The organism is Kerstersia gyiorum, from assembly GCF_048595715.1.
Classification (GTDB): Bacteria; Pseudomonadota; Gammaproteobacteria; order Burkholderiales; family Burkholderiaceae_B; genus Kerstersia; species Kerstersia gyiorum.
In genome coordinates, this window is sequence record NZ_CP169556.1 from 2,589,502 (window position 1) to 2,614,417 (window position 24,916).

The 24,916-nt window shown below is 61.9% G+C and carries 18 protein-coding genes; 4 read left to right on the forward strand and 14 right to left on the reverse strand.

What is annotated here, in order from left to right; all coding sequences use genetic code 11:
* Nucleotides 1-7: 7 nt before the first annotated feature.
* The 7 genes from nagZ to ACEW7X_RS11335 all read right to left on the reverse strand — a co-directional run bounded on the left by nagZ (nucleotide 8) and on the right by ACEW7X_RS11335 (nucleotide 10,359).
* Nucleotides 8-1,087: a beta-N-acetylhexosaminidase gene (gene nagZ / locus ACEW7X_RS11305; RefSeq protein ID WP_068370194.1), complete on the reverse strand. Its 1,080-nt coding sequence runs from the start codon at nucleotides 1,085-1,087 to the stop codon at nucleotides 8-10.
* Nucleotides 1,088-1,092: 5 nt separating this feature from the next.
* Nucleotides 1,093-1,539 (reverse strand): holo-ACP synthase, encoded by a 447-nt coding sequence (gene acpS / locus ACEW7X_RS11310; protein WP_068370196.1) that lies wholly within the window; start codon nucleotides 1,537-1,539, stop codon nucleotides 1,093-1,095.
* 87 nt (nucleotides 1,540-1,626) lie between these two features.
* Nucleotides 1,627-3,354: a putative bifunctional diguanylate cyclase/phosphodiesterase gene (locus tag ACEW7X_RS11315; protein ID WP_165390076.1), complete on the reverse strand. Its 1,728-nt coding sequence runs from the start codon at nucleotides 3,352-3,354 to the stop codon at nucleotides 1,627-1,629.
* Between the two features lie 313 nt (nucleotides 3,355-3,667).
* Complete coding sequence (pdxJ, locus tag ACEW7X_RS11320; RefSeq protein WP_068370201.1) at nucleotides 3,668-4,390, reverse strand: pyridoxine 5'-phosphate synthase; 723 nt, start codon at nucleotides 4,388-4,390, stop codon at nucleotides 3,668-3,670.
* A 22-nt stretch (nucleotides 4,391-4,412) separates the two neighbouring features.
* The gene (locus ACEW7X_RS11325; protein ID WP_130487801.1) at nucleotides 4,413-5,921 is read right to left on the reverse strand and encodes an efflux transporter outer membrane subunit; all 1,509 of its coding nucleotides are present in this window, start codon (nucleotides 5,919-5,921) and stop codon (nucleotides 4,413-4,415) included.
* Nucleotides 5,918-9,091, reverse strand: coding sequence for an efflux RND transporter permease subunit (locus ACEW7X_RS11330; RefSeq protein ID WP_068370202.1), 3,174 nt, complete (start codon nucleotides 9,089-9,091; stop codon nucleotides 5,918-5,920). The genes ACEW7X_RS11325 and ACEW7X_RS11330 overlap by 4 nt, the downstream gene beginning before the upstream one ends.
* Nucleotides 9,092-9,171: 80 nt before the next feature.
* Nucleotides 9,172-10,359, reverse strand: coding sequence for an efflux RND transporter periplasmic adaptor subunit (locus ACEW7X_RS11335; RefSeq protein WP_068370204.1), 1,188 nt, complete (start codon nucleotides 10,357-10,359; stop codon nucleotides 9,172-9,174).
* A gap of 492 nt (nucleotides 10,360-10,851) precedes the next feature.
* Here ACEW7X_RS11335 and ACEW7X_RS11340 point away from each other — a divergent pair, with 492 nt between their 5' ends.
* The 3 genes from ACEW7X_RS11340 (at nucleotide 10,852) to ACEW7X_RS11350 (ending at nucleotide 14,097) form a co-directional block, all read left to right on the forward strand.
* Nucleotides 10,852-11,541, forward strand: a complete 690-nt coding sequence (locus ACEW7X_RS11340) for a TetR/AcrR family transcriptional regulator (RefSeq protein WP_068370206.1) — start codon at nucleotides 10,852-10,854, stop codon at nucleotides 11,539-11,541.
* Nucleotides 11,542-11,664: 123 nt separating this feature from the next.
* Nucleotides 11,665-12,762, forward strand: coding sequence for a carboxynorspermidine decarboxylase (locus ACEW7X_RS11345; RefSeq protein ID WP_068370208.1), 1,098 nt, complete (start codon nucleotides 11,665-11,667; stop codon nucleotides 12,760-12,762).
* Nucleotides 12,763-12,825: 63 nt separating this feature from the next.
* On the forward strand, nucleotides 12,826-14,097 hold the full coding sequence (locus ACEW7X_RS11350; RefSeq protein WP_068370211.1) for a saccharopine dehydrogenase family protein: 1,272 nt from the start codon (nucleotides 12,826-12,828) through the stop codon (nucleotides 14,095-14,097).
* Nucleotides 14,098-14,175: 78 nt separating this feature from the next.
* Here the strand turns inward: ACEW7X_RS11350 and ACEW7X_RS11355 are convergent, their stop codons facing one another.
* From ACEW7X_RS11355 to ppk1, 6 genes are all read right to left on the reverse strand, one after another.
* Nucleotides 14,176-15,951, reverse strand: coding sequence for a DKNYY domain-containing protein (locus tag ACEW7X_RS11355; protein WP_068370212.1), 1,776 nt, complete (start codon nucleotides 15,949-15,951; stop codon nucleotides 14,176-14,178).
* A 205-nt stretch (nucleotides 15,952-16,156) separates the two neighbouring features.
* Nucleotides 16,157-16,969, reverse strand: coding sequence for a phosphate ABC transporter ATP-binding protein PstB (gene pstB / locus ACEW7X_RS11360; protein WP_068370213.1), 813 nt, complete (start codon nucleotides 16,967-16,969; stop codon nucleotides 16,157-16,159).
* A 52-nt stretch (nucleotides 16,970-17,021) separates the two neighbouring features.
* On the reverse strand, nucleotides 17,022-17,903 hold the full coding sequence (gene pstA, locus ACEW7X_RS11365; RefSeq protein WP_127774727.1) for a phosphate ABC transporter permease PstA: 882 nt from the start codon (nucleotides 17,901-17,903) through the stop codon (nucleotides 17,022-17,024).
* 35 nt (nucleotides 17,904-17,938) lie between these two features.
* Nucleotides 17,939-18,949 (reverse strand): phosphate ABC transporter permease subunit PstC, encoded by a 1,011-nt coding sequence (gene pstC / locus ACEW7X_RS11370; protein WP_068370214.1) that lies wholly within the window; start codon nucleotides 18,947-18,949, stop codon nucleotides 17,939-17,941.
* A gap of 120 nt (nucleotides 18,950-19,069) precedes the next feature.
* The gene (gene pstS / locus ACEW7X_RS11375) at nucleotides 19,070-20,113 is read right to left on the reverse strand and encodes a phosphate ABC transporter substrate-binding protein PstS (RefSeq protein WP_068370216.1); all 1,044 of its coding nucleotides are present in this window, start codon (nucleotides 20,111-20,113) and stop codon (nucleotides 19,070-19,072) included.
* A 93-nt stretch (nucleotides 20,114-20,206) separates the two neighbouring features.
* The gene (gene ppk1 / locus ACEW7X_RS11380) at nucleotides 20,207-22,291 is read right to left on the reverse strand and encodes a polyphosphate kinase 1 (protein ID WP_130487798.1); all 2,085 of its coding nucleotides are present in this window, start codon (nucleotides 22,289-22,291) and stop codon (nucleotides 20,207-20,209) included.
* 212 nt (nucleotides 22,292-22,503) lie between these two features.
* Here ppk1 and ppx point away from each other — a divergent pair, with 212 nt between their 5' ends.
* A complete protein-coding gene (gene ppx / locus ACEW7X_RS11385; RefSeq protein ID WP_068370219.1) occupies nucleotides 22,504-23,994 on the forward strand; it encodes an exopolyphosphatase in 1,491 nt (496 codons plus the stop codon).
* Nucleotides 23,995-24,070: 76 nt separating this feature from the next.
* Here ppx and ACEW7X_RS11390 read toward each other — a convergent pair whose 3' ends face one another.
* Nucleotides 24,071-24,901: a GNAT family N-acetyltransferase gene (locus ACEW7X_RS11390; protein ID WP_068370221.1), complete on the reverse strand. Its 831-nt coding sequence runs from the start codon at nucleotides 24,899-24,901 to the stop codon at nucleotides 24,071-24,073.
* Nucleotides 24,902-24,916 lie beyond the last annotated feature (15 nt).

The window sequence follows — 24,916 nt, forward strand, 5'->3', positions numbered from 1 at the left end:
ATGCGTCTCAACCGACCTGCTGCGCGGACGGGAAGCTTGCCAGCTGGTCCACCTGCAGACGCGCCTGGCGATACAGGGGCTGGGCCTGCAGTGCATCCCAACCCAGGGCCTGGCTGCGCGGCAGCAGGCGCTGAATACGCGCCGCTGCCGTTTCGTTTACCGGCATCTGCAAACGCGCCAGCAGTTCATCGGCCTGGTCGGGTCGGTTGCACACCAGCACCATATCGCAACCCGCGCCCAGCGCCGCCTCGGCGCGCGCCAGGATATCGCCGGCAGCGGTCGCCGCCTCCATCGTCAGGTCATCCGAAAAAACCACGCCGTCATAGCCCAGGCGCTCGCGCAGGATCTCCTGGATCCAGCGGCGCGAAAAGCCCGCCGGTTGGCTATCCACCTGGCGGTAGACCACGTGCGCGGGCATCACTGAAGGCACCACGGCGTCCCCCAGCCAGGCATAGGGCGCACCATCCTCGGCCAGGATGGCTTCCAGGTGGCGATCGTCGACCGGCATCTCGTGGTGTGAATCGCCCTCCACATAGCCATGACCGGGAAAGTGCTTGCCGCAATTGGCCATCCCGGCCAGCAACAGCCCATGGTTGAGCGCACGCGCCAGGCTGGCGACGATGGCAGGGTCACGATGCAAGGCGCGCTTGCCTATCACCCGGCTGCCGCCGTAATCCAGGTCCAGCACGGGCGTAAAACTCAAGTCCACGCCGCAGGCCCGCAATTCGGCAGCCAGCACATAGCCGGCCGCCGTGGCCAGGCGCTGCCCCAGGAAAGGGTCCTGGTCCCAGGCTTCGCCCAGGGCGCGCATGGCCGGAATATGAGTGAAACCATCCGTGCGAAAACGCTGCACCCGCCCCCCTTCGTGATCGACAGCGATCAGTACCGGGCCGGGACGGGCGGCGCGGATCTGCGCCGTCAGCGCCTCAAGTTGGGCGCGGTCGCGGTAATTGCGCGCGAACAGGATAACGCCGCCAGTCAGCGGATGGGCAATGCGCGCGGCTTCCGCCGGGGTCAGCGTCAGCCCGTCAACGTCCACCATGACAGGACCGGGCAGCAGCTCTTTACGGGATTCCACGCCAGACATACTTGCTATACCTTTTTTTCTACGATGACAGTGGCGGCGGCCAGATCGGTTTCATCCGTCAGGGAGATGTGCGCCGCGCCGAAACGCGCAACATACCACTCCAGCAGTTCTCCCGCCAAGACCACCTCCGGCCGGCCGGAGCGCTGGTTGAGCGTCTGCATGCGGTTCCACCACATCGGATGCCGCATCCCTAGCCCGACTGCCTTGGAAAAGGCTTCCTTGGCACAGAAACGGGTGGCCAGATAGCGCAAGCCGCGGCGTGGATCGCGCGCCTTGCGGCGCTGGTAAACCAGCCATTCATCCGGCCCCAGGATTTTCTGCGCAAAGCGTTCGCCGCGCCGCGCCATGGTCTGCTCCAGGCGCGGGATGCGCAGCAAATCCATGCCCATGCCGGCGATAGCCCCGGGAATCTGGTCGGTGCCGACAGGCTGTGAAGTGACGTGATTATCCATGCAGCTACTTTAGCGCAAAGCCAGCGCCGCCGCGCCATGCTGCCAGCCCTGCGGCGGGGTGCACAGCCGGATATACGTGCAGTACGCTCAGTCGCCCGGATAACTGGCGAGCATCGCCATCATGGCCTCAGGGTCCTGTGGTCGCGCGAACAGGAAGCCCTGCAATTCATGGCAGCCCTCCGCCACCAGCCAATCGCGCTGCGCGGCAGTTTCCACGCCCTCGGCCACGACCCGCAGGCCCAGGCTTCGTCCCATGCCAATGATGGCCCGGACGATCGCGCCATGATGCATATCGTCAGGTAGCTGGCTGACGAAACTGCCGTCTATCTTGAGACGGCTGACGGGAAACTGCACCAGGTGCGACAGGCTGGAATAGCCGGTGCCGAAATCATCCAGGGCAATGGAAATTCCCTTGGCACTGAGCCGCTGCAAGGTCTGGCGTACACTTTCCACCTCGCTGATCAGCATGGTCTCGGTAATTTCCAGCTCGATATCCGCGGGTTCGACGCCATATTCCTCGAGCACGGCACACAGCTTCTCGTAGAAATCGGCCTCCAGCACCTGCTCCACCGTGATATTGACGGAAATGCGCAGACGCCGGTCCATGCGTTCACGGATGATCCTGCTTTGGCGACAGACTTCGCGCAATACCCAGTACCCCATCGCGGCTGACTTGCGCGAATCCTCCACCAGGGGCACGAACACGCCCGGCGACACCAGGCCAAAATCCGGGTGTTGCCAACGGATCAACGCCTCTGCTCCCAGTACCTCACGTCCGCTGGCATCCATCTGCAACTGGTACTGCAGGAAAAATTCGTTATTGCGAATGGCGCGGTCGATATCTTTGGTCAAGGTGGACAGACGGTAGATGTCATGCGCCGCCTTGGGGGTCAGGTAACGCATGCCGTCGCATTCCTGCCTTGCCAAGGAACGGGTGCTCAGGCTCAACACCAGATTGCTTTCATCGCCCTTGCCATGAGACGTGACCGAGATGCTGGCACTGACATTCAATTGATGGCTGCCGCTCCAGAATGGCTCGGTCATCTGCGATATCAGTTCATCGAGCAAACCCAGCAATTCCTGCTCAGCCGCCTGGGGAAAAATGATGAGGAACTCATCGCTCTCGAGTCTTGCCAGATAGCCGCGCTGCTGTCCGGCTTGCCGCAATCGCTGCGAGACTGCCAATAAAACCTGATCGCCGACTCGATGACCATAGCGATTATTAATCTGCTTGAATTCATCGAGATCTATCAGGATGTAATAAAGCAACTGCCCGGGGACGTAATGCGCATTGATGTACCGCTTCTGCTGCCAGAAATAGGATTCGGCCATCAGGCGATTCGGCAATCCCGTCAATAGGTCGAAACCTTTTTCATGGCGGATGAAATCCTGATCCCGGACTTCTTCGGCGAACAGGTAATAACCGGGCGCATCGGAATGACTTAGCAGATATAAACGAAACTGACAATCCGAGCCTTCCCTAGCTCCGTGCCATACCGCCCCTCGGGTAGCAGCCCAGGTAACCAATTCGCGCCATTTGTCGAATTGCTCGTGCTGGGCCTGCAGCATCACCGGCCCTGGCGTGCGATCTTTGAAGCCATATTCGCGGAATATGCTGACGACGGGCTGTCCGCGCCCCCTGTCTGGCAGAAAAGCCAGCAAGGCGGCAGCGGCGGCATTGAACCAGACGATACTGCCGTCAAGATCCAGCCTGAATACGGCTATTGGAATGTGATCAAGAATGGAAAGGTAATTGCTACCCTCGGGCGGCTGCCAGGTGCTTTCCGGAGCTTTATGATTGTAATTAGCCGGCACGCCATTCGGATACACCCTTACCCCCCGTCACGAGCCTAGATTCACATGCGAGCGAACACTATAAAACATTGTTATCGGACGTGCCAATAGCGAATAAACTATTTCCAGGGCTGTATTTTGTTAATCAATATTAGCAGGCCCAGATACTTCATTTAAATAAATTCTTAATTTTCATAACAATTAAAACAAACTATCGAAGCCAAAAATCAATACATTCATTCTCTGCAGCGGCTGGCTCAGCCTATCCTGGCACAGCACAAAAAAAACGCCATGGTGTGCAAGCACACCATGGCGTTTATCTGTTGCCGGCGTATTACGCGACAGCAGCGCGTACGATCAATCCTTTCATTTCACGGATGGCTGCTTCCCAACCGGTGAACACCGCCCGCGCCACGATCGCGTGGCCGATATTCAGCTCGGAAATTCCCGGCAAGGCTGCGACTGGCTGCACATTGTCGTAATGCAGGCCATGACCGGCATTGACTCGCAGGCCACCCTGCTTGGCAAGGCCGACGGCCTGGCGCAGCCGTGCCAGCGCTTGCACCGCACGTTCGCCTTCGGCTTCGGCGTAATCCCCGGTGTGCAGTTCGATCACCGTAGCGCCAGCCTGCTGGGCCGCTTCGATCTGGCGAGCATCAGGGTCGATAAACAGGGATACCCGGATGCCGGCCTCTTGCAGGCGGATCACGGCATCGCGCACCTGGGCTGCATGCCCCAGCACATCGAGCCCGCCTTCCGTCGTCAGTTCCTGACGCCGTTCCGGCACCAGGCAGACATCATCCGGCCTGACCTGGCAAGCGATTGCCAGCATTTCCTCGGTGATGGCGCACTCGAGGTTCATGCGGGTCAGCAATTGCGGCCGCAAGGCTATTACGTCCGCATCCTGGATATGGCGGCGGTCCTCGCGCAAATGCAGTGTGATCAGGTCCGCACCCGCGGCTTCGGCACGCAGGGCGGCTTCCACCGGATCAGGGTAGGAAGTACCGCGCTGCTGCCGCAGCGTCGCGACGTGATCAATATTAACGCCCAGTTCCATGGCTGCTTTCCTTGATCGGCGCTCAGCTACCAGCGTTTTCCGCTTCGACGCGCTGCGCCGCCGCCAGGTCTTCCGCCTGCCAGCCGCCGCCCAGCGCCTTGTAGAGCGCCACGCGGTTGTTCAGCGACGCCGCTTCCGCCTGCACCACGGCCTGCTGTGCAGAGAAGTGCGAGATCTGCGCGGTTTGCACCTGCAGGTAGCTGTCCACACCGGTTTCATAGCGCAGGTTGGACAACTCCAGCGTACGGCCAGCAGCAGATTCCTGCGCCCGCAGCGCCTTCAGCTGATCACCGTACGTCGCCTCTCCGGCCAGCGCATCCGCGACTTCGCGGAAAGCCTGCTGGATGGTCTTCTCGTAATTGGCAACCGCGATATCCTTGCGCACTTCCGCCACGTCCAGGTTGGCCTGCAGGCGCCCTGCCGTGAAGATCGGCAGATTGATCACCGGCACGAACGACCATGCGCCCGAACCGCTGCCGAACAGGTCGGACAGGTGCGTGCTGGCCGTCCCGAACTGGCCTGTCAGGGAAATGCTGGGGAAGAATGCCGCACGCGCCGCACCGATGCTGGCGTTGGCCGACAGCAACTGGTTTTCGGCCCCCAGAATATCCGGGCGCTGCGTCAGCAGCGAGGAAGGCACGCCCACGGGAATGTTGGTGATCAGCTGGCTGCTGCCGAACGGCGCCGGCGCCGGCAGGTCGGCCGGCAGTTCCTGGCCGATCAACAAGGCCAGGGCATTCTTGGCCTGCATGGAGGAGCGCTGCAGCTGGGCCAGCTCGGCGTCAATGGCGTCGCGCAGGCCACGCGCCTGGTTAAGTTCCAGCTCGGTAGCCACCCCACCTTCGAAGCGCGCCAGCACCAACTCGTAGGACGCCTGGCGCGCTTCGCGCGTCTTGCGGCCCAGATCCAGCAGGGTTTCCGCCGCGCGTTCAGCGAAGTACGCATTCGCCACTTCCGTCACCAGCGCGATGCGAGCCGTCTTGGCCGCCTGTTCAGTAGCCAGGTACTGTTGCAGGGCTGCCTCGGAGAGATTGCGCACCCGGCCGAAGAAGTCCAGTTCATAGGAAGTCATGGCCAGACCGGCCTGGTAGACCGTGCCCAACGCCGGGCTGTCCGGACCGCCCGCACGCAGCTGTTCCGCCGTGCGGCTGCGCTGCACCTGGCCGTTCACGCCAATGTTCGGCAGCTGGTCGGCACGCTGGATGCGGTATTGCGCCCGCGCCTCTTCCACACGCAGCAGGGCCACGCGCAGATCGCGGTTGTTTTCCAGCGAAATACCGATCAAGGCCTTGAGCTGCGGGTCGAGGAAGAATTCCTGCCAGCTGATCTCCGCCGCCGTCCTGGCCGTGTCGGTATCCGCCTGGTTGGCGGTCCAGGTCGCCCCGGAGGGCGTTTCCGGCCGCTCATAGGTGGGAGCCAGTGAGCACGCGCCCAGCGCAAGAGTCAGCGCCAGCGGCAGCAAACGCACCGAGAACCGCCCCGTGCCATGCCCAGCGTTCAGGGCATGCTGCGAGTCTTGCTTGATAGTCATGCTTTATTCCCTTCTTCCTTGTCTATCTGTGCTTCTGCCGCAGCCGCTTCCGCCTGTGCGCCCAGCAGGCGCGGACGGGTCTTGAAAATCGACATGACGACAACGAAGAACACAGGCACGAATACTACAGCGAATGGCGTCGCGGCAAGCATACCGCCCAGCACGCCGGTACCGACCGCACGCTGGCTGGCCGCGCTGGCGCCGGTGGCCAGCGCCAGGGGCACCACGCCCAGGATGAACGCCAGCGACGTCATCAGAATCGGACGGAAGCGCAAGCGCGCCGCCTCCATGGTGGCATCCAGCAGCGTCGCGCCGCGGGCGTAGGCGTCCTTGGCGAACTCCACGATCAGAATGGCGTTCTTTGCCGACAGACCAATCACGGTAATCACACCGACGTGGAAATACACGTCGTTGGCCATACCCATGGCACCAACCAACAGTACCGAACCCAACACCCCGAGCGGCACGACCAGCATGACCGACAGCGGGATGGCCCAGCTTTCGTACAGGGCGGCCAGCACCATGAATACCACCAACAGCGCCAGGCCCATCAGGATGAAGGTCTGGTTGCCAGCTTCCTGTTCCTGGTAGGACAGGCCGTTCCACGCATAGGAGAACCCGTCAGGCAACTGCTTCATCAGGTTTTCCATTTCCGTCATGGCATCGCCCGACGAATAGCCTTCTGCCGCGCTGCCTTCGATACGCACAGCCGGGAAGCTGTTGTAGCGCACCAGCTGCACCGGGCCCTTGGACCATTCGTAGCTGATGAAGGTAGACAGCGGCACCATTTCGCCCTTCTGGTTGCGCGCGCTGAGCTTGAGGATTTCATCGAGCTCCATGCGATAGGCAGTATCTGCCTGCACCCATACGTTCTGCATGCGGCCGGCATCCGGGAACTTGCCCAGATACGAGGAGCCCAGGCTGGTGGAGATCAGGCCGGCGACTTCGGAGAAGTCCACGCCCTGCGCCGCCGCCTTGACACGATCAACCGTCAGCGTGAGCTGCGCACCCGGTCCGAGGCCGGTGATACGCACCTGCGACAGCTTGTCGCTGCCTGCCGCCAAGCCCAGCATCTGGGCCGCCGCCGCATTCAGCGCCGCCGTCCCCTGGCTGGACACGTCCATCAGGCGGAAGTCGAAACCGCTGGCGTTGCCCAGCGACGGAATCGCAGGCAGGTTGACGGTCACGACCAATGCATCGGGAATCCCCATCAGCAACTTGCCCATACTTGCACCGGCAATGGCCTCGGCGCTGGCGTCAGGCGCCTTGCGGTCCTTGAAGTCCTTCAGCACCACGAAGGCGATGGCGGCGTTGTAGCCACTGCCGTTGAAACTGAAGCCGCGCACCGTCACCATGTTTTCCACGTACGGGTTCGCCTGGAAGTAGTCTTCCACTTCCTTGATCACCTCGTTGGTGCGGTTGGTCGACGCGCCGGCGGGCAGTTCGATGTTGGTAATGACGAAGCCCTGGTCTTCCTGCGGCAGGAAGGAGGTAGGCAGACGCATGAACATCCAGCCCATCAGCACGACCAGGATCAGGAACAGGACCATCATGCGGCCCTTCCACGTCAGGATCTTGCCGACGCCACGCTCATAGTGATGCGTCAGGTTGTCGAAGTGGCGGTTGAACCAGCCGAAGAAACCCTTCTTCTCGGCCTGGTGGTCACCCTTGATCGGCTTGAGCAGCGTCACGCACAGCGCAGGCGTGAAGGACAGCGCCATGAAGGCCGAGAACAGGATGGACACTGCCATGGCGACAGCGAACTGGCGATAGATCACCCCCACCGACCCGCTCATGAAGCCCAGCGGCAGGAACACCGTGGTCAGCACCAGCGTGATACCGACGATGGCGCCGGAAATCTGCGGCATTGCCTTCTTGGTGGCCTCCTTGGGCGATATGCCCTCCTCGGCCATGATGCGCTCGACGTTCTCCACCACCACGATGGCATCGTCCACGAGAATCCCGATCGCAAGCACCATGGCAAACATGGTGAGCACGTTGATCGAGTACCCCAGGAACAGCATCACCGAGAACGTGCCGAGAATGGCGACCGGCACCACCAGCGCGGGAATCAAGGTGTAGCGGACGTTCTGCAGGAACAGGAACATCACCAGGAACACCAGCACCAGCGCTTCGAACAGCGTTTCGATCACTTTCTGGATCGACGCCTGGACATACGGAGCAGTGTTATAGGGAATTTCATACTTCACGCCATCCGGGAAGAAAGGCGCCATTTCCTCGAGCACCTTGCGCACGCCCTGTGCCGTTTCCAGCGCGTTGCCGTCCGGCGTCAGCTGGATGGCGAACGCAGCAGCGGCCTTGCCGTTCAGACGCGAGGCAAACTGGTAGCTGTCCTGGCCAAGCTCGATGCGAGCGACGTCTCGCAGACGTACCGTCGTACCGTCGGGGTTGGCGCGCAGCAGGATGTTGCCGAACTCTTCCGGCGTCTTCAGCTGACCGCTCACCATGACGATGGACGTCGTTGACTGGTCACTGGCCACGGGAGGCGCGCCCAGCGAACCGGACGGCACCACCACGTTCTGCTGGCGAATGGCCTGGTTCAGCTCGTTGACACTGATGTTCAGGCCGGTGAGTTTGGCAGGGTCCAGCCAGACGCGCATGGCCCGCTGGGCCGCGAACAGCTGGAACTTGCCGACGCCAGGCACGCGCGACACCGAGTTCTTCAGGTTGCGGGTGATGTAATCGGCCAGGTCAACGGCGTCGAGACGACCGTCTTCCGAGTACAACGCGGCGATCAGCAGGAAGCTGGCGCTGCTCTGTTCGAAGCGCAGGCCCTGCTCCATCACGGCGGTGGGCAGGGATGCCGACACGTTGGACACGCGGTTCTGCACGTCCACCTGAGCCATATCCGGGTCGGTACCCGGCTGGAAGGTCACGGTGGTTTCCGACTGGCCGAACGAGTCGGCCACGGATTCGAAGTACAGCAGGTTCTTCGCGCCCGGCAGCTCATCCTCGATGATGCTGGTGACCTGCTCGGACACATCCTGCGCCGACGCCCCCGGATAGGTGGCCGTGATCGTTACCGACGGCGCCGCCACTTCCGGATACTGGGCCACGGGCAGGTTCGGGATTGCCAACAGCCCCGCCAGCGTGATGAATAACGCAACCACCCAGGCAAAGATGGGACGTTCTATGAAAAATTGAGGCATGGAAATCTATCTCGCGATACGGTACAGGGAATCGCCCGGCGCCCGTTGGGGCGCCGAGGCGTGCGCGACCTCGCTGTGAATCATTTGGCCTCCGCAGGCGCCGCGGCGGCTGCAGGCGCAGCGCCCTCTTCCTGCTGCTTCCAGGGGTGTGCTTTCACCTTGGCCCCCGGGCCGATCTTCTGGAAGCCTTCAACGACGACGACATCGCCAGCGCTCACGCCTTCCTGGATCACCCACTGGCCTTGATAGGCAATGCCCACCTTGACCGGTGCCACGGCGATCGTGTCGCCATCACGCAACAGGAACACGCTGGCCGAACCGTCCACCGCACGCTGCAGCGCCTGTTGCGGCACCAGCACGGCGTTCTCGTCATAGCCCTGTTCAAGCTTCACCCGCACGAACATGCCCGGCAGCAATTCGGAATGGGGATTGGGTACCTCGGCACGCAGCTTGACCTGGCCGGTGCTCGGGTCGACCGTCACACCGGTAAACAACAGGCGGCCCTTTTGATCATAGGGCTGGCCATCGAGCATCACCGTAACCGGCGCCTCGTCGACGCGCTGCACCTTGCCATGGCTGAACACCTTGCGCAGCTGAGCCAGGTCGGCCGTACTCTGGTTGAAATCCACGTAGATGGGATCGAGCTGCTGCACGGTTGCCATGTGCGTTGCCGTCGAGCCTTCCACCAGTGCGCCCTCAGTTACCAGCGGTTCGCCGATGCGGCCGCTAATGGGCGACGTCACCTTGGTATAACCCAGGTTGATGGCAGCCGACTCCAGCGCGGCCTTGGCTGCCACCACGGCGGCTTCCGCCTCACGCGACGCCGACAGCGCGTTGTCGTATTCCTGGCGGCTGACCGCGTTGACCTTGACCAGCGGTTCGTAGCGTTGCGCCAGCGAACGGGCGCTCAGCAGCGCGGCCTCGGCCTGCTTGAGCTGTGCATTCGCCTGGTTGTAGACGGCCTGGAGCTGGGCGCGGTCGATCGTGAACAGCAGATCGCCCGCCTTGACGTCGCGGCCTTGTTCGAAATTGACCTTCTCTACAATGCCGGTGACCCGGGCACGGACCTGGGCGTCCCGGACGGCATCGACGCGGCCAGGCAACTCGGAAATAATGGGCACGCGCTGCTGGATCGCAGTCACGACCTTGACCTCCGGCTGCATCTGCGGCGCGCCTTGCGGCTTGTCGCCGCAAGCAGCCAGCAACAACAACATGGCACCCGTAACCACGATGCGTGGCGCAGTGAAAGAGATAGGCTTGGCTCGCATAGAAACCCTGTATTGAATCTTCTTGGCGTTAATCATGGCGCGCCCATATGGGACAAAAAAGCAACCATGACTATGGCGACATGGCCGCCGGACGACGCGGCCATGGGTGTGATAGCGGAAAGAATTGTGTGCACCGGGTAACCAGCCCGGGTAACTCGCTGAGTGTAATGCGAAAACGACGCAATTTGCAGCACCTGAAACAGGGCGAAGTACCTGGAAAATCCGGCCCTCCATGCATCTTTTTTGCTTGCTAATATTACCCTTTCCACGCCTTGCCGTGCCCCGCACCCGCGCCATTTGGGGAGATATCTGATGCCCGTCCTTGCGCGATGCCCGGAGGCGCTCAGTCACATCGCCGCAATCCCCCCGCCCGCCATCGGCACGAATCGCAGAACATGCCGTGAAAATACCGCAAAAAGCCTTGACTTGAGGGTTTTTTCGCTCGTTCCGTCACATTGACAAAAAACCGTCCGGGCGGTATCTTCCCCTGCCATGTCGATAGCTCATCAGCGCAAGAAACAGCCTGAATCGGTACGCCGGCAATTGCTGGATGAAGCGGCGCGGATTGCGCTCGAACATGGCCTGAACGGGCTGACCCTGCGGGCCGTGGCCCAGGAAGCGGGCGTCAGCAAAGGCGGCCTGCTGCACCATTTTCCCAGCAAGCACGCGCTGCTGGAAGCCATGTGCGATGAGTTCCTGCGGCGCCTGGACCGGCAGATCGCGGCACTCATGCAGCAGGACCCGGTCCCCCAGGGACGCTTCACCCGCGCCTACCTGGATGCCATGAGCAGCGCGCCGGCCAGCGCGCCATCGCAACGCTGGGCCGTCCTTTCCGTCATGCTGTTTTCCGAACCGGCCTTGCGCCAGCGGTGGCATGAATGGGTCAGCCGGCGCCTGCATGATGACTGCGGTGGCCAGGTGTCCGTCGGCGCCTGGATCGTCTGGTTCGCCACTGACGGCCTCTGGCTGTCGGATCGCCTGGGCAACCCCAGGCCGGATGGCCCGGAACGGCTATCCATCATTGCCCGCCTGCGGGCTGAGACATACCGGCAGGATGGCTGTTCCATCCCGCAAAACCCTTGCCACGAAGCGAATCTTCGCGGCAACGCCGCCGGCAACATGCCAGCCAGCGCCGTGGAACCCACCGGTCCCCTCGCGGACCGCTCCTCCATCGGCCAGTAAGCTGCCCCCGCCGACGGCAATTTCCGGCTAGCGCCTGCTGCCTCCGGCCTGATACCAGGCTGGGCGGCCGGCATTGTTTTCACCCAGTCAGTTAGACGCGCCTGAACTTTCCGCAACTGCCAAATGATCCAGACTCCTTACTACCTGATAGATGAATCCCGCCTGCTGCGCAACATGGAGAAAATTGCCCATCTGCGGCAGCGCTCCGGCGCCAAGGCCCTGCTGGCCCTGAAGTGCTTCGCCACCTGGTCCGTCTTCGGGCTCATGCGGGATTACATGGACGGCACGACATCGTCCTCGCTGCTGGAAGTGCGCCTGGGCCGCGAGAAATTCGGCGGTGAAACCCATGCCTACAGCGTCGCCTACAGCGATGCGGAAATTGCCGAGGTCGTCTCCCATGCTGACAAGATCATTTTCAACACCATCGGCCAGCTGCAGCGCTTCCGCCAGGCGGCCGACGGCATCCCGCGCGGTTTGCGGCTCAATCCGCAGGTGAGTAATTCCCCATACCTGCTGGCCGACCCTTCTCGCCCCCACAGCCGGCTGGGCGAGCACGACCCGGCCCGTGTCGAACCTTTCATCGGCGACATCAGCGGCTTCATGATCCACAACAACTGCGAAAACCGCAGTTTCGAGAGTTTCGACCAGATGCTCTCGCGCATCGAAGCCCGGTTCGGCCATCTGATTGCCCAGGTGGACTGGATCAGCCTGGGCGGCGGCGTGCACTTCACTGCTGACGACTATCCGATCGACGCCCTGGCAGACCGCCTGAAGGCCTTTGCCGACACCTATGGCGTGCAAATCTACCTGGAACCGGGCGAGGCCGCCATCAGCGGCAGCGCGACGCTGGAAGTCTCGGTGCTGGACACCCTGAACAATGGCAAGGACATCGCCATCGTCGACAGCTCCATTGAAGCGCACATGCTGGACCTGCTGGTCTACGCCCTGCCTGCCCGCATCGAACCCGACGCTGGCGCGCACCGCTACATGGTGTGTGGCAAGTCCTGCCTGGCGGGCGATATTTTCGGCGAGTTCAGTTTCGAGCAGCCACTGCAGGCCGGCGACCGTATCTCCATCCAGGATGCCGCTGGCTACACCATGGTCAAAAAGAATTGGTTCAACGGACTGAACATGCCATCCATCGTGGTACGGCGCCTGTCCGGTGAAACCGAGATCGTCAAAACCTTCGGGTACGACGATTACGCAGCGAGCCTCTCCTGACAGCCGTTACTGGCGGGGCTCTCCCGATTGTTCCCCTTTTCTCAACGAGGGTTTGATCGAGAAATGAAAAAAAATGTCCTGATTATTGGCGCTGGAGGTGTCGGGCAGGTAGTCGCCCACAAATGCGCCCAGAACAATGATGTGCTGGGCGACATACACATCGCCTCGCGCTCCATTGAAAAGTGCCGCGCTATCGCCAGCGATGTGCATACGCGCCGCAGCATGAAGATTGCCGGCAAGCTCGAAGTCCATGAACTCGACGCCATGGATAGCGCCGCTACCCGCGACCTGATAAACAGGACGAACGCGCAAATCGTCATCAACGTCGGATCGGCCTTCGTCAACATGCCTGTGCTCGAGGCCTGCATCGAAACCGGCGCAGCCTATCTCGATACGGCAATCCACGAAGATCCCGCACACGTCTGCGAACAGCCTCCGTGGTACGCAAACCATGAATGGAAGCGCCGCGAGCGCTGCGATGCCGCAGGCGTCACCGCCATCCTGGGAATAGGTTTCGATCCTGGCGTCGTCAATGCCTATGCCGCCCTGGCAGTCAATGAATACTTCGATAGTGTCGATTCCATCGACATCATCGACATCAATGCCGGCTCGCACGGCCGGTACTTCGCCACCAACTTCAACCCGGAAATCAATTTCCGCGAGTTCACCGGCACGGTCTGGACCTGGCAGGACAGCCAATGGAAAGCCAACCGCATGTTCGAGGTCAAGCGCGAGGACGACCTGCCTGTGGTCGGACGCCAGGCCAGCTACCTCACCGGCCACGACGAACTGCATTCGCTGTCACAGCATCTCAATGTGCCCAACATCCGCTTCTGGATGGGTTTCAGCGAACACTACATCAACGTTTTCAACGTACTGAACAATATCGGCCTGCTGTCCGAAAAGCCTGTGACGACCGACTGCGGCCAGACCGTCGTGCCGCTGCAAGTGGTCAAGGCCGTCCTGCCGGACCCCGCCTCGCTGGCACCGGACTATACCGGCAAAACCTGCATCGGCGACCTGGTGAAAGGCCGCTGGCAAGACCAGGAACGCGAGGTGTTCATCTATAACATCTGCGACCACAAGGCCGCCTACGAAGAAGTGGGCAGCCAGGGAATCTCCTATACCGCAGGCGTACCAGCCGCTGCAGCCGCCGTGCTGATCGCCAAAGGTGAATGGGATGTGCGCCGCATGGTCAACGTCGAACAGTTGCCGGCACGGCCACTGCTTGCCTTGCTGGAAACCATGGGCCTGCCTACCCGCATCCGCGATGAACGCGGCGAGCGCTCCCTCTTCGAAGAAGAGCTGGAACTGGAAGACGCGGCGCGCGCCTGATTTTTCGGCACGCCCCCCTTGCGCCAGAAACGCCTCCCTCCAGGGAGGCGTTTTTCATGGGCAGCCAGGCCCTGCCGCTCAAGCCCCCTGAACAGTATCCCGCAGCACCCGTATCCCGTGCCCGGCCAGCCGTGCCGGGAGGGCAGCCAACCGCATTGGAATGTCTTCGCCCTTCAGGACATAGCGATGCGTCCTGCCCTTGCGCACCTGAATGCTGAAGCCCGCCCGCCGGCCCTGCTGGCCGCCGGGCGTGGCGTCATGGATGGTCACGCAAGACACTTCCGCCAACGGGTAGAAAGTGTGCAGCAAATTGCCAGCGTACAGCCGCCCGCCGTCCACATACAGAACCGGGCGCCCCCGCCAGCCGACGGCCTGCCAAAGGAAACGGTAGCCAAGCAGCGCCAGCACCAATGCAGCCAGGGCTACGCCCAGCGCGGCCGCGACACCGAAGAAACGATAGACGGAACGCGCCATGCCCAGTTCCCTCATGGGTGGCGGCGTCAATTGCCCTGCTTCGATACGCGCGCGCAAATCCTTGTTCGACAAGGGTGGCAAGGATGCATCCAGCAACCACTGCCGCGTAGGCTCGTCCGCAATGCGATAGATGGGCTGCTCCAGGCCAAGCGACCAGCGCTCGCCGGGCAGGAAATACATCCGGCTGCCATGGCGCCATACCTCTCCCAGCCCCTGGCGTGCCTTTCCTGCCGAAACCCACCCGCCGGGTTCGCCATCATCCAGCATCCAGAGGCGCGTCCAACGTTCCTGCAATACCCTGCCACCCTGCCGCCCGCGCCTGATCCACTCCCTGCCGGCGTGCAACACCAGCACCTGGCTGCCATTGCTCGCCAGACGGTCCGACAGCGGCCGCCAGCCGCCGGTACGAGTCACTTCCGAAGTCAGCCTCAGGACCTCGCCGCGCACCGGTTCAGCGTAATAGACGCCGTCCGTTCCCGCCAGCAGCATGTGGTTCACCGGCGCATCCGGCGCACTCAGCGGCAGATAGGGCCCCTGCCCGGAGTCAAAGGCCAGATCCTGGGTATAGGCGCTGCCCGCCGGATCAATCAGGGTCTGCGGCTGGCGGTCGCCGCCCGCGATACTCACGACATACATGGCCGGGCTGGCCGGAATGTCCAGGCGTTTGCCCCGGTAATAGACATGGCGCGTATCCGCCAGGTAATCACTGGACCCAACCGCGCGGCCCCCACGCGACCAGGGCAGCACACGGATGTTCAAGGGATCTGCCCCAGGCAGCAACTGGCCTGCCAGATACACCAGCCGGCCATCGGTCGCCAGATGCGCACCCGGTAAAATGCGGTAGGGCACCGCGCTTTCAGGCAGTTGCACCCAGGCATGGATATGCGACTGGCGGCGTGGGCCCAGCCCCAACGCGTGTCGCTGCGCCTGCCAGAATCCTGCCAAGCCCTGCTGATCTGGATTGGCCGCGCTGCTTTCGCTGCAGAAATAGGTGGTGCGGCCGTCGCTAACGTAGTCCTGGCCCAGCACGACCGTCCGCGTCGGATTCATCCCGGCCAGCACATGGTTGCCGCAATATACATGCGTCCGGTCCCGCCCCATGTGGAACACCGAGCGCTGCTCCGCCTCCAGCGGTGCGAAGCTGGCTGGGTCCGCCTGCGGCATGGCGACCAACCCACTGCCCACCACCTGCGCATGCACGACGCCATCCACCAGGAAAAAGCGGCTGTGCCCATAGCGCTGCCCATCATTGCGGTCCGGCCTGTCGATATCGCCAAGCAAAATCGCAACCAGATCAGCGACCAGCAGCAATGCCAACGCAGCCAGCGCCCACAAAACCATGCCCTGCCTGCGCGTCATGTCACCGATCACCCGTTTCATTGCATTGCCAGCATTGTAATGAGAGACGCGATACTGAAACGCCCATCAATACCCCCACCCTCGCCGTGCCTTTGGCCCGGGGCTTCCGAGAAACGCTTTGCCCAGGGCCGCTCCGGCAAAAAAAAGACCTTCCCGGCGCAGGCGAAGGCCCGTCAGCCAGAGAAGGTCCAGGCACGGCGCCAGGCGCCGGCGCGGCAAGCGTTGCTTAGCCGAAACGGCCGGTAATGTAGTCCTCGGTTTCCTTGCGCGAGGGCTTCACGAACATCTGCCCGGTCTCGCCAAACTCCATCAGCTCACCCAGGTACATATAAGCCGTGTAGTCCGAGCAACGGGCGGCCTGCTGCATGTTGTGGGTCACGATCACGACGGTGTATTCGTTCTTGAGTTCCGCAATCAGCTCTTCGATCTTGGCAGTGGAAATCGGGTCCAGCGCCGAGCAGGGTTCGTCGAGCAGCAGGACTTCCGGCTTGATCGCCACGCCGCGAGCAATGCACAGGCGCTGCTGCTGGCCACCGGAGAGACTGTGGCCGCTCTGGTGCAGCTTGTCCTTCACTTCATTCCACAGCGCGGCCTTGCTCAGCGCCCATTCGACCCGCTCGTCCATTTCGCCGCGGCTGAGCTTCTCGAACAGTCGCACGCCGAAGGCGATGTTGTCGTAGATGCTCATGGGGAAAGGCGTGGGCTTCTGGAAGACCATGCCGACTTTGGCGCGCAGCAGCGAGATGTCCATCTTGGTGGTCAGCAGATTCTCGCCGTCGAGCAGGATTTCGCCCTCGGCGCGCTGCCCCGGATAGAGCTCGTACATGCGGTTGAAGGTACGCAGCAGCGTGGACTTGCCGCAACCCGACGGGCCGATGAAAGCCGTCACGCGATGTTCCGGAATTGTCATGTTGACGTTGCGGATGGCGTGGAACTTGCCATAGTAGAAATTCAGGTCATTGACCTGCAGCTTCGCGGGCTCACTGGGGATCTGGATGTGCGGAGCACTCGTCTTGGCGGCGGTAGCGGTATTTTCCATGATGAATCCTGGACAGCAGAGTATTCGGGTCGTATGCGCGGAGGATATGCGTTCAGTGCTTGCGGAACAGGCTGCGCGCAAGAATGTTGATGGCCAGCACGAAAAGCGTGATCAGCGCGGCGCCGGCCCAGGCCAGCGTGTTCCAGTCCTTGAAGGGGCTGGCGGCGTATTGGAAGATCACCACCGGCAGGTTGGCCATGGGCGCATTCATATTGAAGGACATGAACTGGTTGGACAGCGCGGTGAACAGCAGCGGTGCGGTTTCCCCTGCAATCCGGGCCACAGCCAGCAGCACGCCGGTGATCATGCCCGAGCGGGCAGCGCGGTAACAGACCATCAGGATCATGCGCCACTTGGGGCAGCCCAGGGCGAAGCAGGCTTCACGCAGGCTGTTAGGCACCAGCAGCAGCATATTGTCAGTCGTGCGGACCACCACAGGGATCACCAGGATGGACAGCGCCACGGCGCCCGCCCAGCCGGAATAGTGCCCGACCTGGTAGACATAGACCGAGTAGATGAACAGGCCGATGACAATGGACGGCGCCGACAACAGCACATCGTTCAGGAAACGTGTGGCCGGCGCGAGCCAGCCTCGCTGGCCATATTCCGCCAGGTAGGTACCGGCCAGAATGCCGATCGGGGTGCCGATCAGCGTGCCGACACCCGCCATGGCGAAGCTGCCCAGAATGGCGTTGGCCAGGCCGCCAGTCTGTCCTGGCGGCGGGGTAATTTCGGTGAACAGCGACAGCGAGATCGCGCCGCCACCCTTGACCAGCAGCGTAAGAATGATCCAGAACAGCCAGAACAGGCCGAAGATCAGTGTTGCCATCGACAGGCCCAGCATGACTTTGTTGGTCATGCGGCGGCGCTGGTAGATGCCGTTCTGCATGTTGATGACCGACTTGTTGCCGGAAGAAGCGGAATTCGTGGACATGGTGAGTCTCTCTTGCCTAATGTTTCCGGTCCGGTTCAGCTCTTGGTGCCTTCCGAGCGCGACAGGCGCAACAGCAGGACCTTCGAACACGCCAGCACGACCGTCGTGATCAGGAAGAGGATCAGGCCCAATTCGATCAGCGCGGATTTCTGCATGCCGCCCGCCTCGTTGAATTCATTGGCCAACGCGGAAGCAATCGAATTGCCCGGTGCGAAAATGGAATCCGGAATGCGGAAGGCGTTGCCGATGACGAAGGTGACGGCCATGGTTTCACCCAGCGCCCGGCCCAGGCCCAGCATGATGCCGCCGATGACGCCAGAGCGCGTGAAAGGCAGCACGACCTTCCACATCACTTCCCAAGTGCTGCTGCCCAGGCCGTAGGCCGATTCCTTGAGCATGGGGGGCACCAGTTCGAACACGTCACGCATCACCGAGGCAATGAACGGGATGATCATGATGGACAGGATCAGGCCGGCGGTGAAGATGCCGATGCCGAAGGGCGGGCCGGAGAAAAAGCCGCCGATGACCGGAATGCTGCCCAACACGGAAATCATGGTGGGTTGCACGTATTGCTGGAAGACAGGTACGAACACGAACAGGCCCCACATGCCGTAGATGATCGACGGAATGGCGGCCAGCATTTCAATGGCAGTGCCCAGCGGGCGGCGCAGCCAGGCGGGGGACAGCTCGGTCAGGAACATGGCGATGCCGAAGGACACCGGCACGGCGATGATCAGCGCGATGAAGGACGTCAGCAAGGTGCCGACAATAGGCACCAGCGCGCCATAGGACTCCTGCACCGGGTCCCATTCATTGGTCCAGAGGAAGGACAGGCCATACTCGGAAAGCGTTTCATGGCTGCCATAAATCAGCGACACCATGATCGCCGCCAACAGGATGAAAACCAGGAAAGCGAATATTCGGGTGAGATTCCTGAACAACGCATCCATCAGTGCGTTGCGGTTGGGGGTTTCGGGGACCGGGGCGCCTGTCGCCGCCTCGGGCTGACGCACAGCCTGCTCGCTGTTATCCATTACCGCACTCATGGGTGCATCTTCCTAATATTCAACAGAATCATTGCAAAAAAAATGCCGGGGTATGTTCTGAGGCAGCCCCCGGCCCAGGTGCCGCGGAAGCGGTCGCCCGCTTCCGCCCGGCCCTGCTGATTACTTCCAGATCGCGGCGCCGTCGGCAGCCTTGATTTCCTGCGCCCAGATGGTGCGGATCTTGCCGGTCACAGCTTCAGGCAGAGGCACGTAGTCCAGCGCGGAGGCCGACTCCTGGCCGTTCTTGAACGCCCAGTCGAAGAACTCCAGTACAGCCTTGCCTTGGGCCGGCTTGTCCTGGGTCTTTTGCACCAGGATGAAGGTGGCTGCCGTCACGGGCCACGAATCATCGCCAGGCTGGTTGGTCAGGACCACGCCCATGCCGGGAGCGGCATCCCAGTCGGCGTAGGCAGCAGCAGCGGCAAAGGCCTTCTGCTCAGGCTGAACGAACTTGCCGGCGGCATTCTGCAGCTGCGTCCAGGCCAGGTTGTTCTGCTTGGCGTAGGCGTATTCGACGTAGCCGATCGAATTCTTCAGCTGGCCGACATAGTTGGCCACGCCTTCGTTACCCTTGCCGCCCTGGCCCACCGGCCACTTGACGGCCTTGCCTTCGCCAACCTGCGACTTCCAGTCGGCATTGACCTTGGACAGATAGTTGGTCCAGCCGAAGGTCGTGCCCGAGCCGTCCGAACGGTGCACCACGACGATGTCAGCGTTGGGCAGGGTCACGCCCGAGTTCAGCGCGGCAATCGCGGGGTCGTTCCACTTCTTGATCTTGCCCAGGAAGATGTCGCCCAGGATCTGGCCCGACAGCTTCAGCTGGCCCGGCTGTACGCCGTCGATATTGACCACGGCCACGGTGCCGCCGATCACGGCGGGGAATTGCAGCAGATTGTTTTCCTGCAGCTTTTCGGCGTTCAGGGGGTCATCGGAAGCACCGAAGTCCACGGTCTTGGCAATGATCTGTTGTTGACCGCCGCCCGAGCCGATGGATTGGTAATTCACCTGGTTGCCCGTCTGGGCCTTGTAGTCCGATGCCCACTTGGCGTAGATCGGATAGGGGAAGGACGCGCCGGCGCCAGTGATGTCGGCGGCATGCGCGGACAGGGTGAACGCGCCAAAGGCGACACCAACGGCCAGCTGCTTGAAAACACGTTTGAACATTGCAATCCCTCAGGTCTTGTTAGGAAGTCACTGACAGGCATCCAGCCTGTACGAACGCTATCGTAGAGTCTGTCGATGACAGAAACATGACAGTCATGACTTTCCAAGCAAGGCCATCAATTTGTCGTGCAGGTTATACGCTTCGCCACGGCCGCGCACCCGCGCATAGTCGCCATCGGGGCGTTGCTGCCAGGCCAGCTGATTGTCACGCAACGCCATCAGGAAGGCTTCACTGATGACCCGGCGCTTGAGCTTGCGCTCCAGGATGGGGAAACCCAGCTCCACGCGGCGGAAGAAATTGCGTTCCATCCAATCAGCCGAGGACAGATAGACAGTCTCCTTGCCGCCGTCGTAGAAATAAAACACCCGGGAATGCTCCAGGAAGCGCCCGACGATGGAGCGCACCCGGATATTTTCCGACAGGCCCGGCACCCCGGAACGCAGCGCGCAGGCGCCACGCACGATCAGGTCTATCTTCACGCCGGCCTGGCTGGCCGCATACAGTTCCTGGATGATGTCCGGCTCCAGCAGGGCATTCATCTTGGCCATGATGCGGGCCTTCTGGCCTTCGGCCGCCGCGCGGGCTTCGGCGCGTATCAGCGACACCATGCGTTCGTGCAGGTTAAACGGCGACTGCAACAGCAATTGCAGATTGCGCCGCGCCCCCAGCCCGGTCAACTGGGAAAACACTTTGTCCATGTCGTCGCACAGCGCAGGGTTGGCCGTCAGCAGGCCGAAATCGGTATACAGCCTGGCGGTGCGGGGGTGATAGTTGCCAGTACCCAGGTGACCGTAGCGGCGAATCTGGCCGTTCTCGCGGCGCAGCACCAACGCCATCTTGGCATGAGTCTTGTGACCGACGACGCCATACACCACGTGCGCCCCGACCTCTTCCAGCTTGGCCGCCCAGTTGATATTGGTCTGTTCGTCGAAGCGGGCCATCAACTCCACCACAACGGTGACTTCCTTGCCGGCACGCGCGGCCGCCATCAGCAGGCGCATCAGTTCGGAGTCTTCTCCGGTGCGGTAGATGGTCTGCTTGACCGCCACCACATCGGGGTCCAGCGCCGCCGCCGTCAGGAAATCAATGACGGGCTGGAACGATTGATAGGGATGATGCAGCAGACGGTCGCCCGCCGCGATCGCGGCAAACAATTCCGCCGGTTTGGCGCCGCGCTGTGAGAATGGTTCCGGCACGGGTGCCCGGTAGGAAGGAAACAGCAAGGCTGGCCGGTCCGCGACGTCGCACAGGCGCATGAGGCGCGACAGATTCACCGGTCCGCTGACGCGATAGGTATCCGCCGCCGTCAGGGCGAATTCCTTTTGCAGATAGACTTCCAGGTCCTTGGGCGCGCGCGTATCGAGTTCAAGCCGCACGGCAGCCCCGAAATTGCGTTGCGACAGCTCCCCCTGCAAGGCCTGGCGCAGATTGGTGACTTCTTCCTCGTCCACGAACAGGTCGCTGTTGCGAGTCACGCGCCACTGGTAGCAACCACGCACTTCCAGGCCAGGGAAAAGCTCGCCGACGAAGGCGCGCATCAAGGCCGTCAGCAGCACATAGCCGTGCTGCATGCCGGAAACCGCCTCGGGCATATGCACCAGACGCGGCAGTGCCCTGGGCGCCTGGACGATGGCAATGGAAGCATTGCGGCCGAAGGCATCGGTACCGGACAACGAAACGATGAAATTCAGGCTCTTGTTGTACACCCTGGGGAACGGATGCGCCGGATCCAGGCCTATGGGTGTCAGCAGCGGCATAACGTCGCGCAGGAACATGTCGAAGGCCCAGGCGCGCTGCTCCTCGGTCCAGCGGTCCACGTGCAGCAGCGCGATCCCTTCCTTTTCCAGCCGCGGCAGCAGTTCCTCGCTGAGCAGTTCGTACTGTCTCTCGACCAGATCATGCACGCGGCTTTGCACCAGGCGGAAGGCTTCGTCCGGCGTCAGGCCGTCGTCACCACGCAGGTCCGGCGTCAGGCGCTGCTGCTCTTTGAGACTGGAGACGCGAATCTCGAAAAACTCATCAAGGTTCGAATTGACGATGCAGACATAACGCAGCCTTTCGAGCAAGGGCGTATCTTCCCTGTCCGCCATGCTGAGCACTCTTTCATTGAACTTGAGCAGCGACAGCTCCCGGTTCAGAAGCAATGCATCCGGACGGATGGAAACAGTATCAGGCATGGGATCTCTTCAACAAAATCGGCAGACGGAGAAAAACTCCTACTTTTACTTCAATAGAATGACATAAATATGACAGCACGCCAAAGCGCCTGCCATAGGGCCATCAGGGATTAATTCCCGAACAATGGAAAAATTCCGTTGCTGTGCAGCATTCTGGCTCTTTCATAAATCTATAATCCGGCAACTGCATATAACTGATAACAAGGGGAACCATGGATAACCTCCTGGCCGCCGTAGACCTCGGCTCCAACAGTTTCCGACTGTCCATCGGACGAGTCGTGCAGGAAGCCGGGGTCAGTCAGATCTACCAGGTCGACAGGCTCAAGGAAACGGTACGACTGGCTGCCGGCCTGGATGCCTCACTGGTTCTGGCAGACGAAGCCATCGTCCGCGCCACTGAAGTCCTGCGCCTGTTCGGCGACCGCCTTCGCGATTTCCGCCCGGACCGCGTCCGTGCCGTCGCCACCAATACCTTCCGGGTCGCGCGCAACGCCGATCAATTGCTGGCCCGCTGCGAAGCCGCGCTGGGCTTTCCCATCGAAGTCGTGGCTGGCCACGAAGAAGCCCGCCTGATCTATGCCGGCGTGGCGCATTGCCTGCCTTCCTCCACGGCCCAGCGGCTGATCGTCGACATCGGCGGCGGCTCCACCGAACTGATCATTGGCAAAGGCTACCGGCCCTTGCAGGTCGCCTCGCTGCACATGGGCTGTGTGAGCTTCAGCCAGCGCTTTTTCCCGGATGGCCAGATCACCAGCGCCAGCATGCAGCAGGCCGACCTGGCAGCCCGCCGCGAGATCGAAACCATCACCCGGCGCTACAAGAAAGTGGGCTGGGCCGAGGCCTTCGGCTCGTCCGGCACCGCCAAGGCGCTCTACGCGATCCTGACCGAATCCGGCCTGTCCAGCCAGGGCATCACTCTCAAGGGCATGGAAGCGCTGAAAGCCAAGCTGATACGCTCGGGCAAGGTCATTGCGTCCGAGCATCCCGGCATCAAGCTGGAACGCGCCGACGTGCTGCCCGGCGGTCTGGTCATCATGGCCGCCATTTTCAGTGAACTGAAAATAGAATCCATGCGTACTGGCGACGGCGCGCTGCGTGTCGGTGTCCTGTACGACCTGCTGGGCCGCGAAGACGAACACGATACGCGCCAGGAAACCGTCGATCAGTTCATGCGGCGCTACCACGTGGACCAGAACCAGGCGGAGCGCGTCCGCGACGCCGCGCTGGCGCTGTTCGAGCAATGCCGTCCAGCGGAAGTCGACCACGAACTGGTACTGGCGCTCAAATGGGCCGCCAGCCTGCACGAGATCGGCCTTTCCATTGCACACAACGGCTACGCCCGTCACACCGCCTATGTGCTGGAAAATGCGGAAATGCCAGGCTTTTCCAATGACGACCAGGAATTGCTGGCGCAATTGGCCTTCGCCCACCACGGCAAGCTCTCGCGCCTGCCCGGCAAGCCAAAGAATGATGTGAAATGGCGCGCCATTCTTTGTCTGCGCCTGGCCGCCCTGCTCTTTCGGCGGCGTCAGTCCATGGCTCGACTGCCGCTCTCGCTGGCCGTCAAGAACAGCCAGATCAGCGTCAGCATGCCGAACGGCTGGCGCCGTACCAACCCCTTGCTGGAATACGCCCTGGAAGCCGAGGCCTCAGAATGGCGCAAAGCGGGTTTTTCTTTCGAAATCCTTGAGCGTCAGGCGTAAGCTGCGCGTCGCCCGCAAATAGCGGCGCAACACCAAACGGCGCAGCCGTCTGTCAGACCGCTGCGCCGTTGCCATCTCAGGCCTTCCCGCCAGGCTGATTGCCCAGGGCGGGCAACCCTTCCGCCAGCAGGGCATCCAGCCCGAAGTGCTTGCGGTAACGTTCGTCCATTTCATCGACCGTCAGCAACATGGGAAAATCGGCCGTATTGAAATCAGGGTCCCAGGCCGGCTCGCCGCAGACCTTGGCTCCGATTTTCAGGTAGCCTTTGATCAGCGGCGGCAGCTTGGCCGGCAGGCTGTGATTCAGGCGTTCGACAGGATAACGATGCCAGGGCGCCACCTTCGGGCCCGGGCCACGGATCTGTGCTTCGGCCTGGCGATAGACTTCCGCCGCCGTCACGCCATCATCACGCAGCGGCACGCTGGCGCAGCCCAGCACGTAGCGGAAGCCGCCGCGCACCAGGAACTCCGACAGGCCAGCCCACAGCAACATGATCACTGACCCGCTGCGGAAATCGGCATGCGTGCAGGAACGGCCGAACTCGACCAGCTCCTGGCGGATTTCCCCCAGGCCGCTGAGATCGAACTCGGATTCGGAATAGTAGGCACCCGCGCCCCGCGCGCCTTGCGGCGTCAGGATGCGATAGGTGCCGACGACGCGGCCCGTGCCCAGTTCGCGCACCATCAGGTGTTCGCACCAGGGATCGAAACGATCTCGATCCAGGCCGTCTTCACAGCCATGCAGCACCGCGCCCATTTCCTCGGAGAAGACCTGGTAGCGCAGCCGCTGCACTTGCTCGATTTCCTCGGCCGTGCTGGCCAGGCCCGCGACCAATCCGGCCTCCCCATCGGGGGGCCAGGATTCTCCGGCCTCCTGAGGCGTAGAAATTCGGGCTAATTCGAGCATGCATGGACTCCTTGG

Excerpts from the sequence above, each read along its gene's own strand:
- nagZ (WP_068370194.1), bottom strand. The coding sequence starts at position 1,087 with ATGTCTGGCGTGGAATCCCGTAAAGAGCTGCTGCCCGGTCCTGTCATG.
- acpS (WP_068370196.1), bottom strand. The coding sequence starts at position 1,539 with ATGGATAATCACGTCACTTCACAGCCTGTCGGCACCGACCAGATTCCC.
- pdxJ (WP_068370201.1), bottom strand. The coding sequence starts at position 4,390 with ATGGAACTGGGCGTTAATATTGATCACGTCGCGACGCTGCGGCAGCAG.
- ACEW7X_RS11325 (WP_130487801.1), bottom strand. The coding sequence starts at position 5,921 with ATGACTATCAAGCAAGACTCGCAGCATGCCCTGAACGCTGGGCATGGC.
- ACEW7X_RS11330 (WP_068370202.1), bottom strand. The coding sequence starts at position 9,091 with ATGCCTCAATTTTTCATAGAACGTCCCATCTTTGCCTGGGTGGTTGCG.
- ACEW7X_RS11335 (WP_068370204.1), bottom strand. The coding sequence starts at position 10,359 with ATGCGAGCCAAGCCTATCTCTTTCACTGCGCCACGCATCGTGGTTACG.
- ACEW7X_RS11340 (WP_068370206.1), top strand. The coding sequence starts at position 10,852 with ATGTCGATAGCTCATCAGCGCAAGAAACAGCCTGAATCGGTACGCCGG.
- ACEW7X_RS11345 (WP_068370208.1), top strand. The coding sequence starts at position 11,665 with ATGATCCAGACTCCTTACTACCTGATAGATGAATCCCGCCTGCTGCGC.
- ACEW7X_RS11350 (WP_068370211.1), top strand. The coding sequence starts at position 12,826 with ATGAAAAAAAATGTCCTGATTATTGGCGCTGGAGGTGTCGGGCAGGTA.
- ACEW7X_RS11355 (WP_068370212.1), bottom strand. The coding sequence starts at position 15,951 with ATGAAACGGGTGATCGGTGACATGACGCGCAGGCAGGGCATGGTTTTG.
- pstB (WP_068370213.1), bottom strand. The coding sequence starts at position 16,969 with ATGGAAAATACCGCTACCGCCGCCAAGACGAGTGCTCCGCACATCCAG.
- pstA (WP_127774727.1), bottom strand. The coding sequence starts at position 17,903 with ATGTCCACGAATTCCGCTTCTTCCGGCAACAAGTCGGTCATCAACATG.
- pstC (WP_068370214.1), bottom strand. The coding sequence starts at position 18,949 with ATGAGTGCGGTAATGGATAACAGCGAGCAGGCTGTGCGTCAGCCCGAG.
- pstS (WP_068370216.1), bottom strand. The coding sequence starts at position 20,113 with ATGTTCAAACGTGTTTTCAAGCAGCTGGCCGTTGGTGTCGCCTTTGGC.
- ppk1 (WP_130487798.1), bottom strand. The coding sequence starts at position 22,291 with ATGCCTGATACTGTTTCCATCCGTCCGGATGCATTGCTTCTGAACCGG.
- ppx (WP_068370219.1), top strand. The coding sequence starts at position 22,504 with ATGGATAACCTCCTGGCCGCCGTAGACCTCGGCTCCAACAGTTTCCGA.
- ACEW7X_RS11390 (WP_068370221.1), bottom strand. The coding sequence starts at position 24,901 with ATGCTCGAATTAGCCCGAATTTCTACGCCTCAGGAGGCCGGAGAATCC.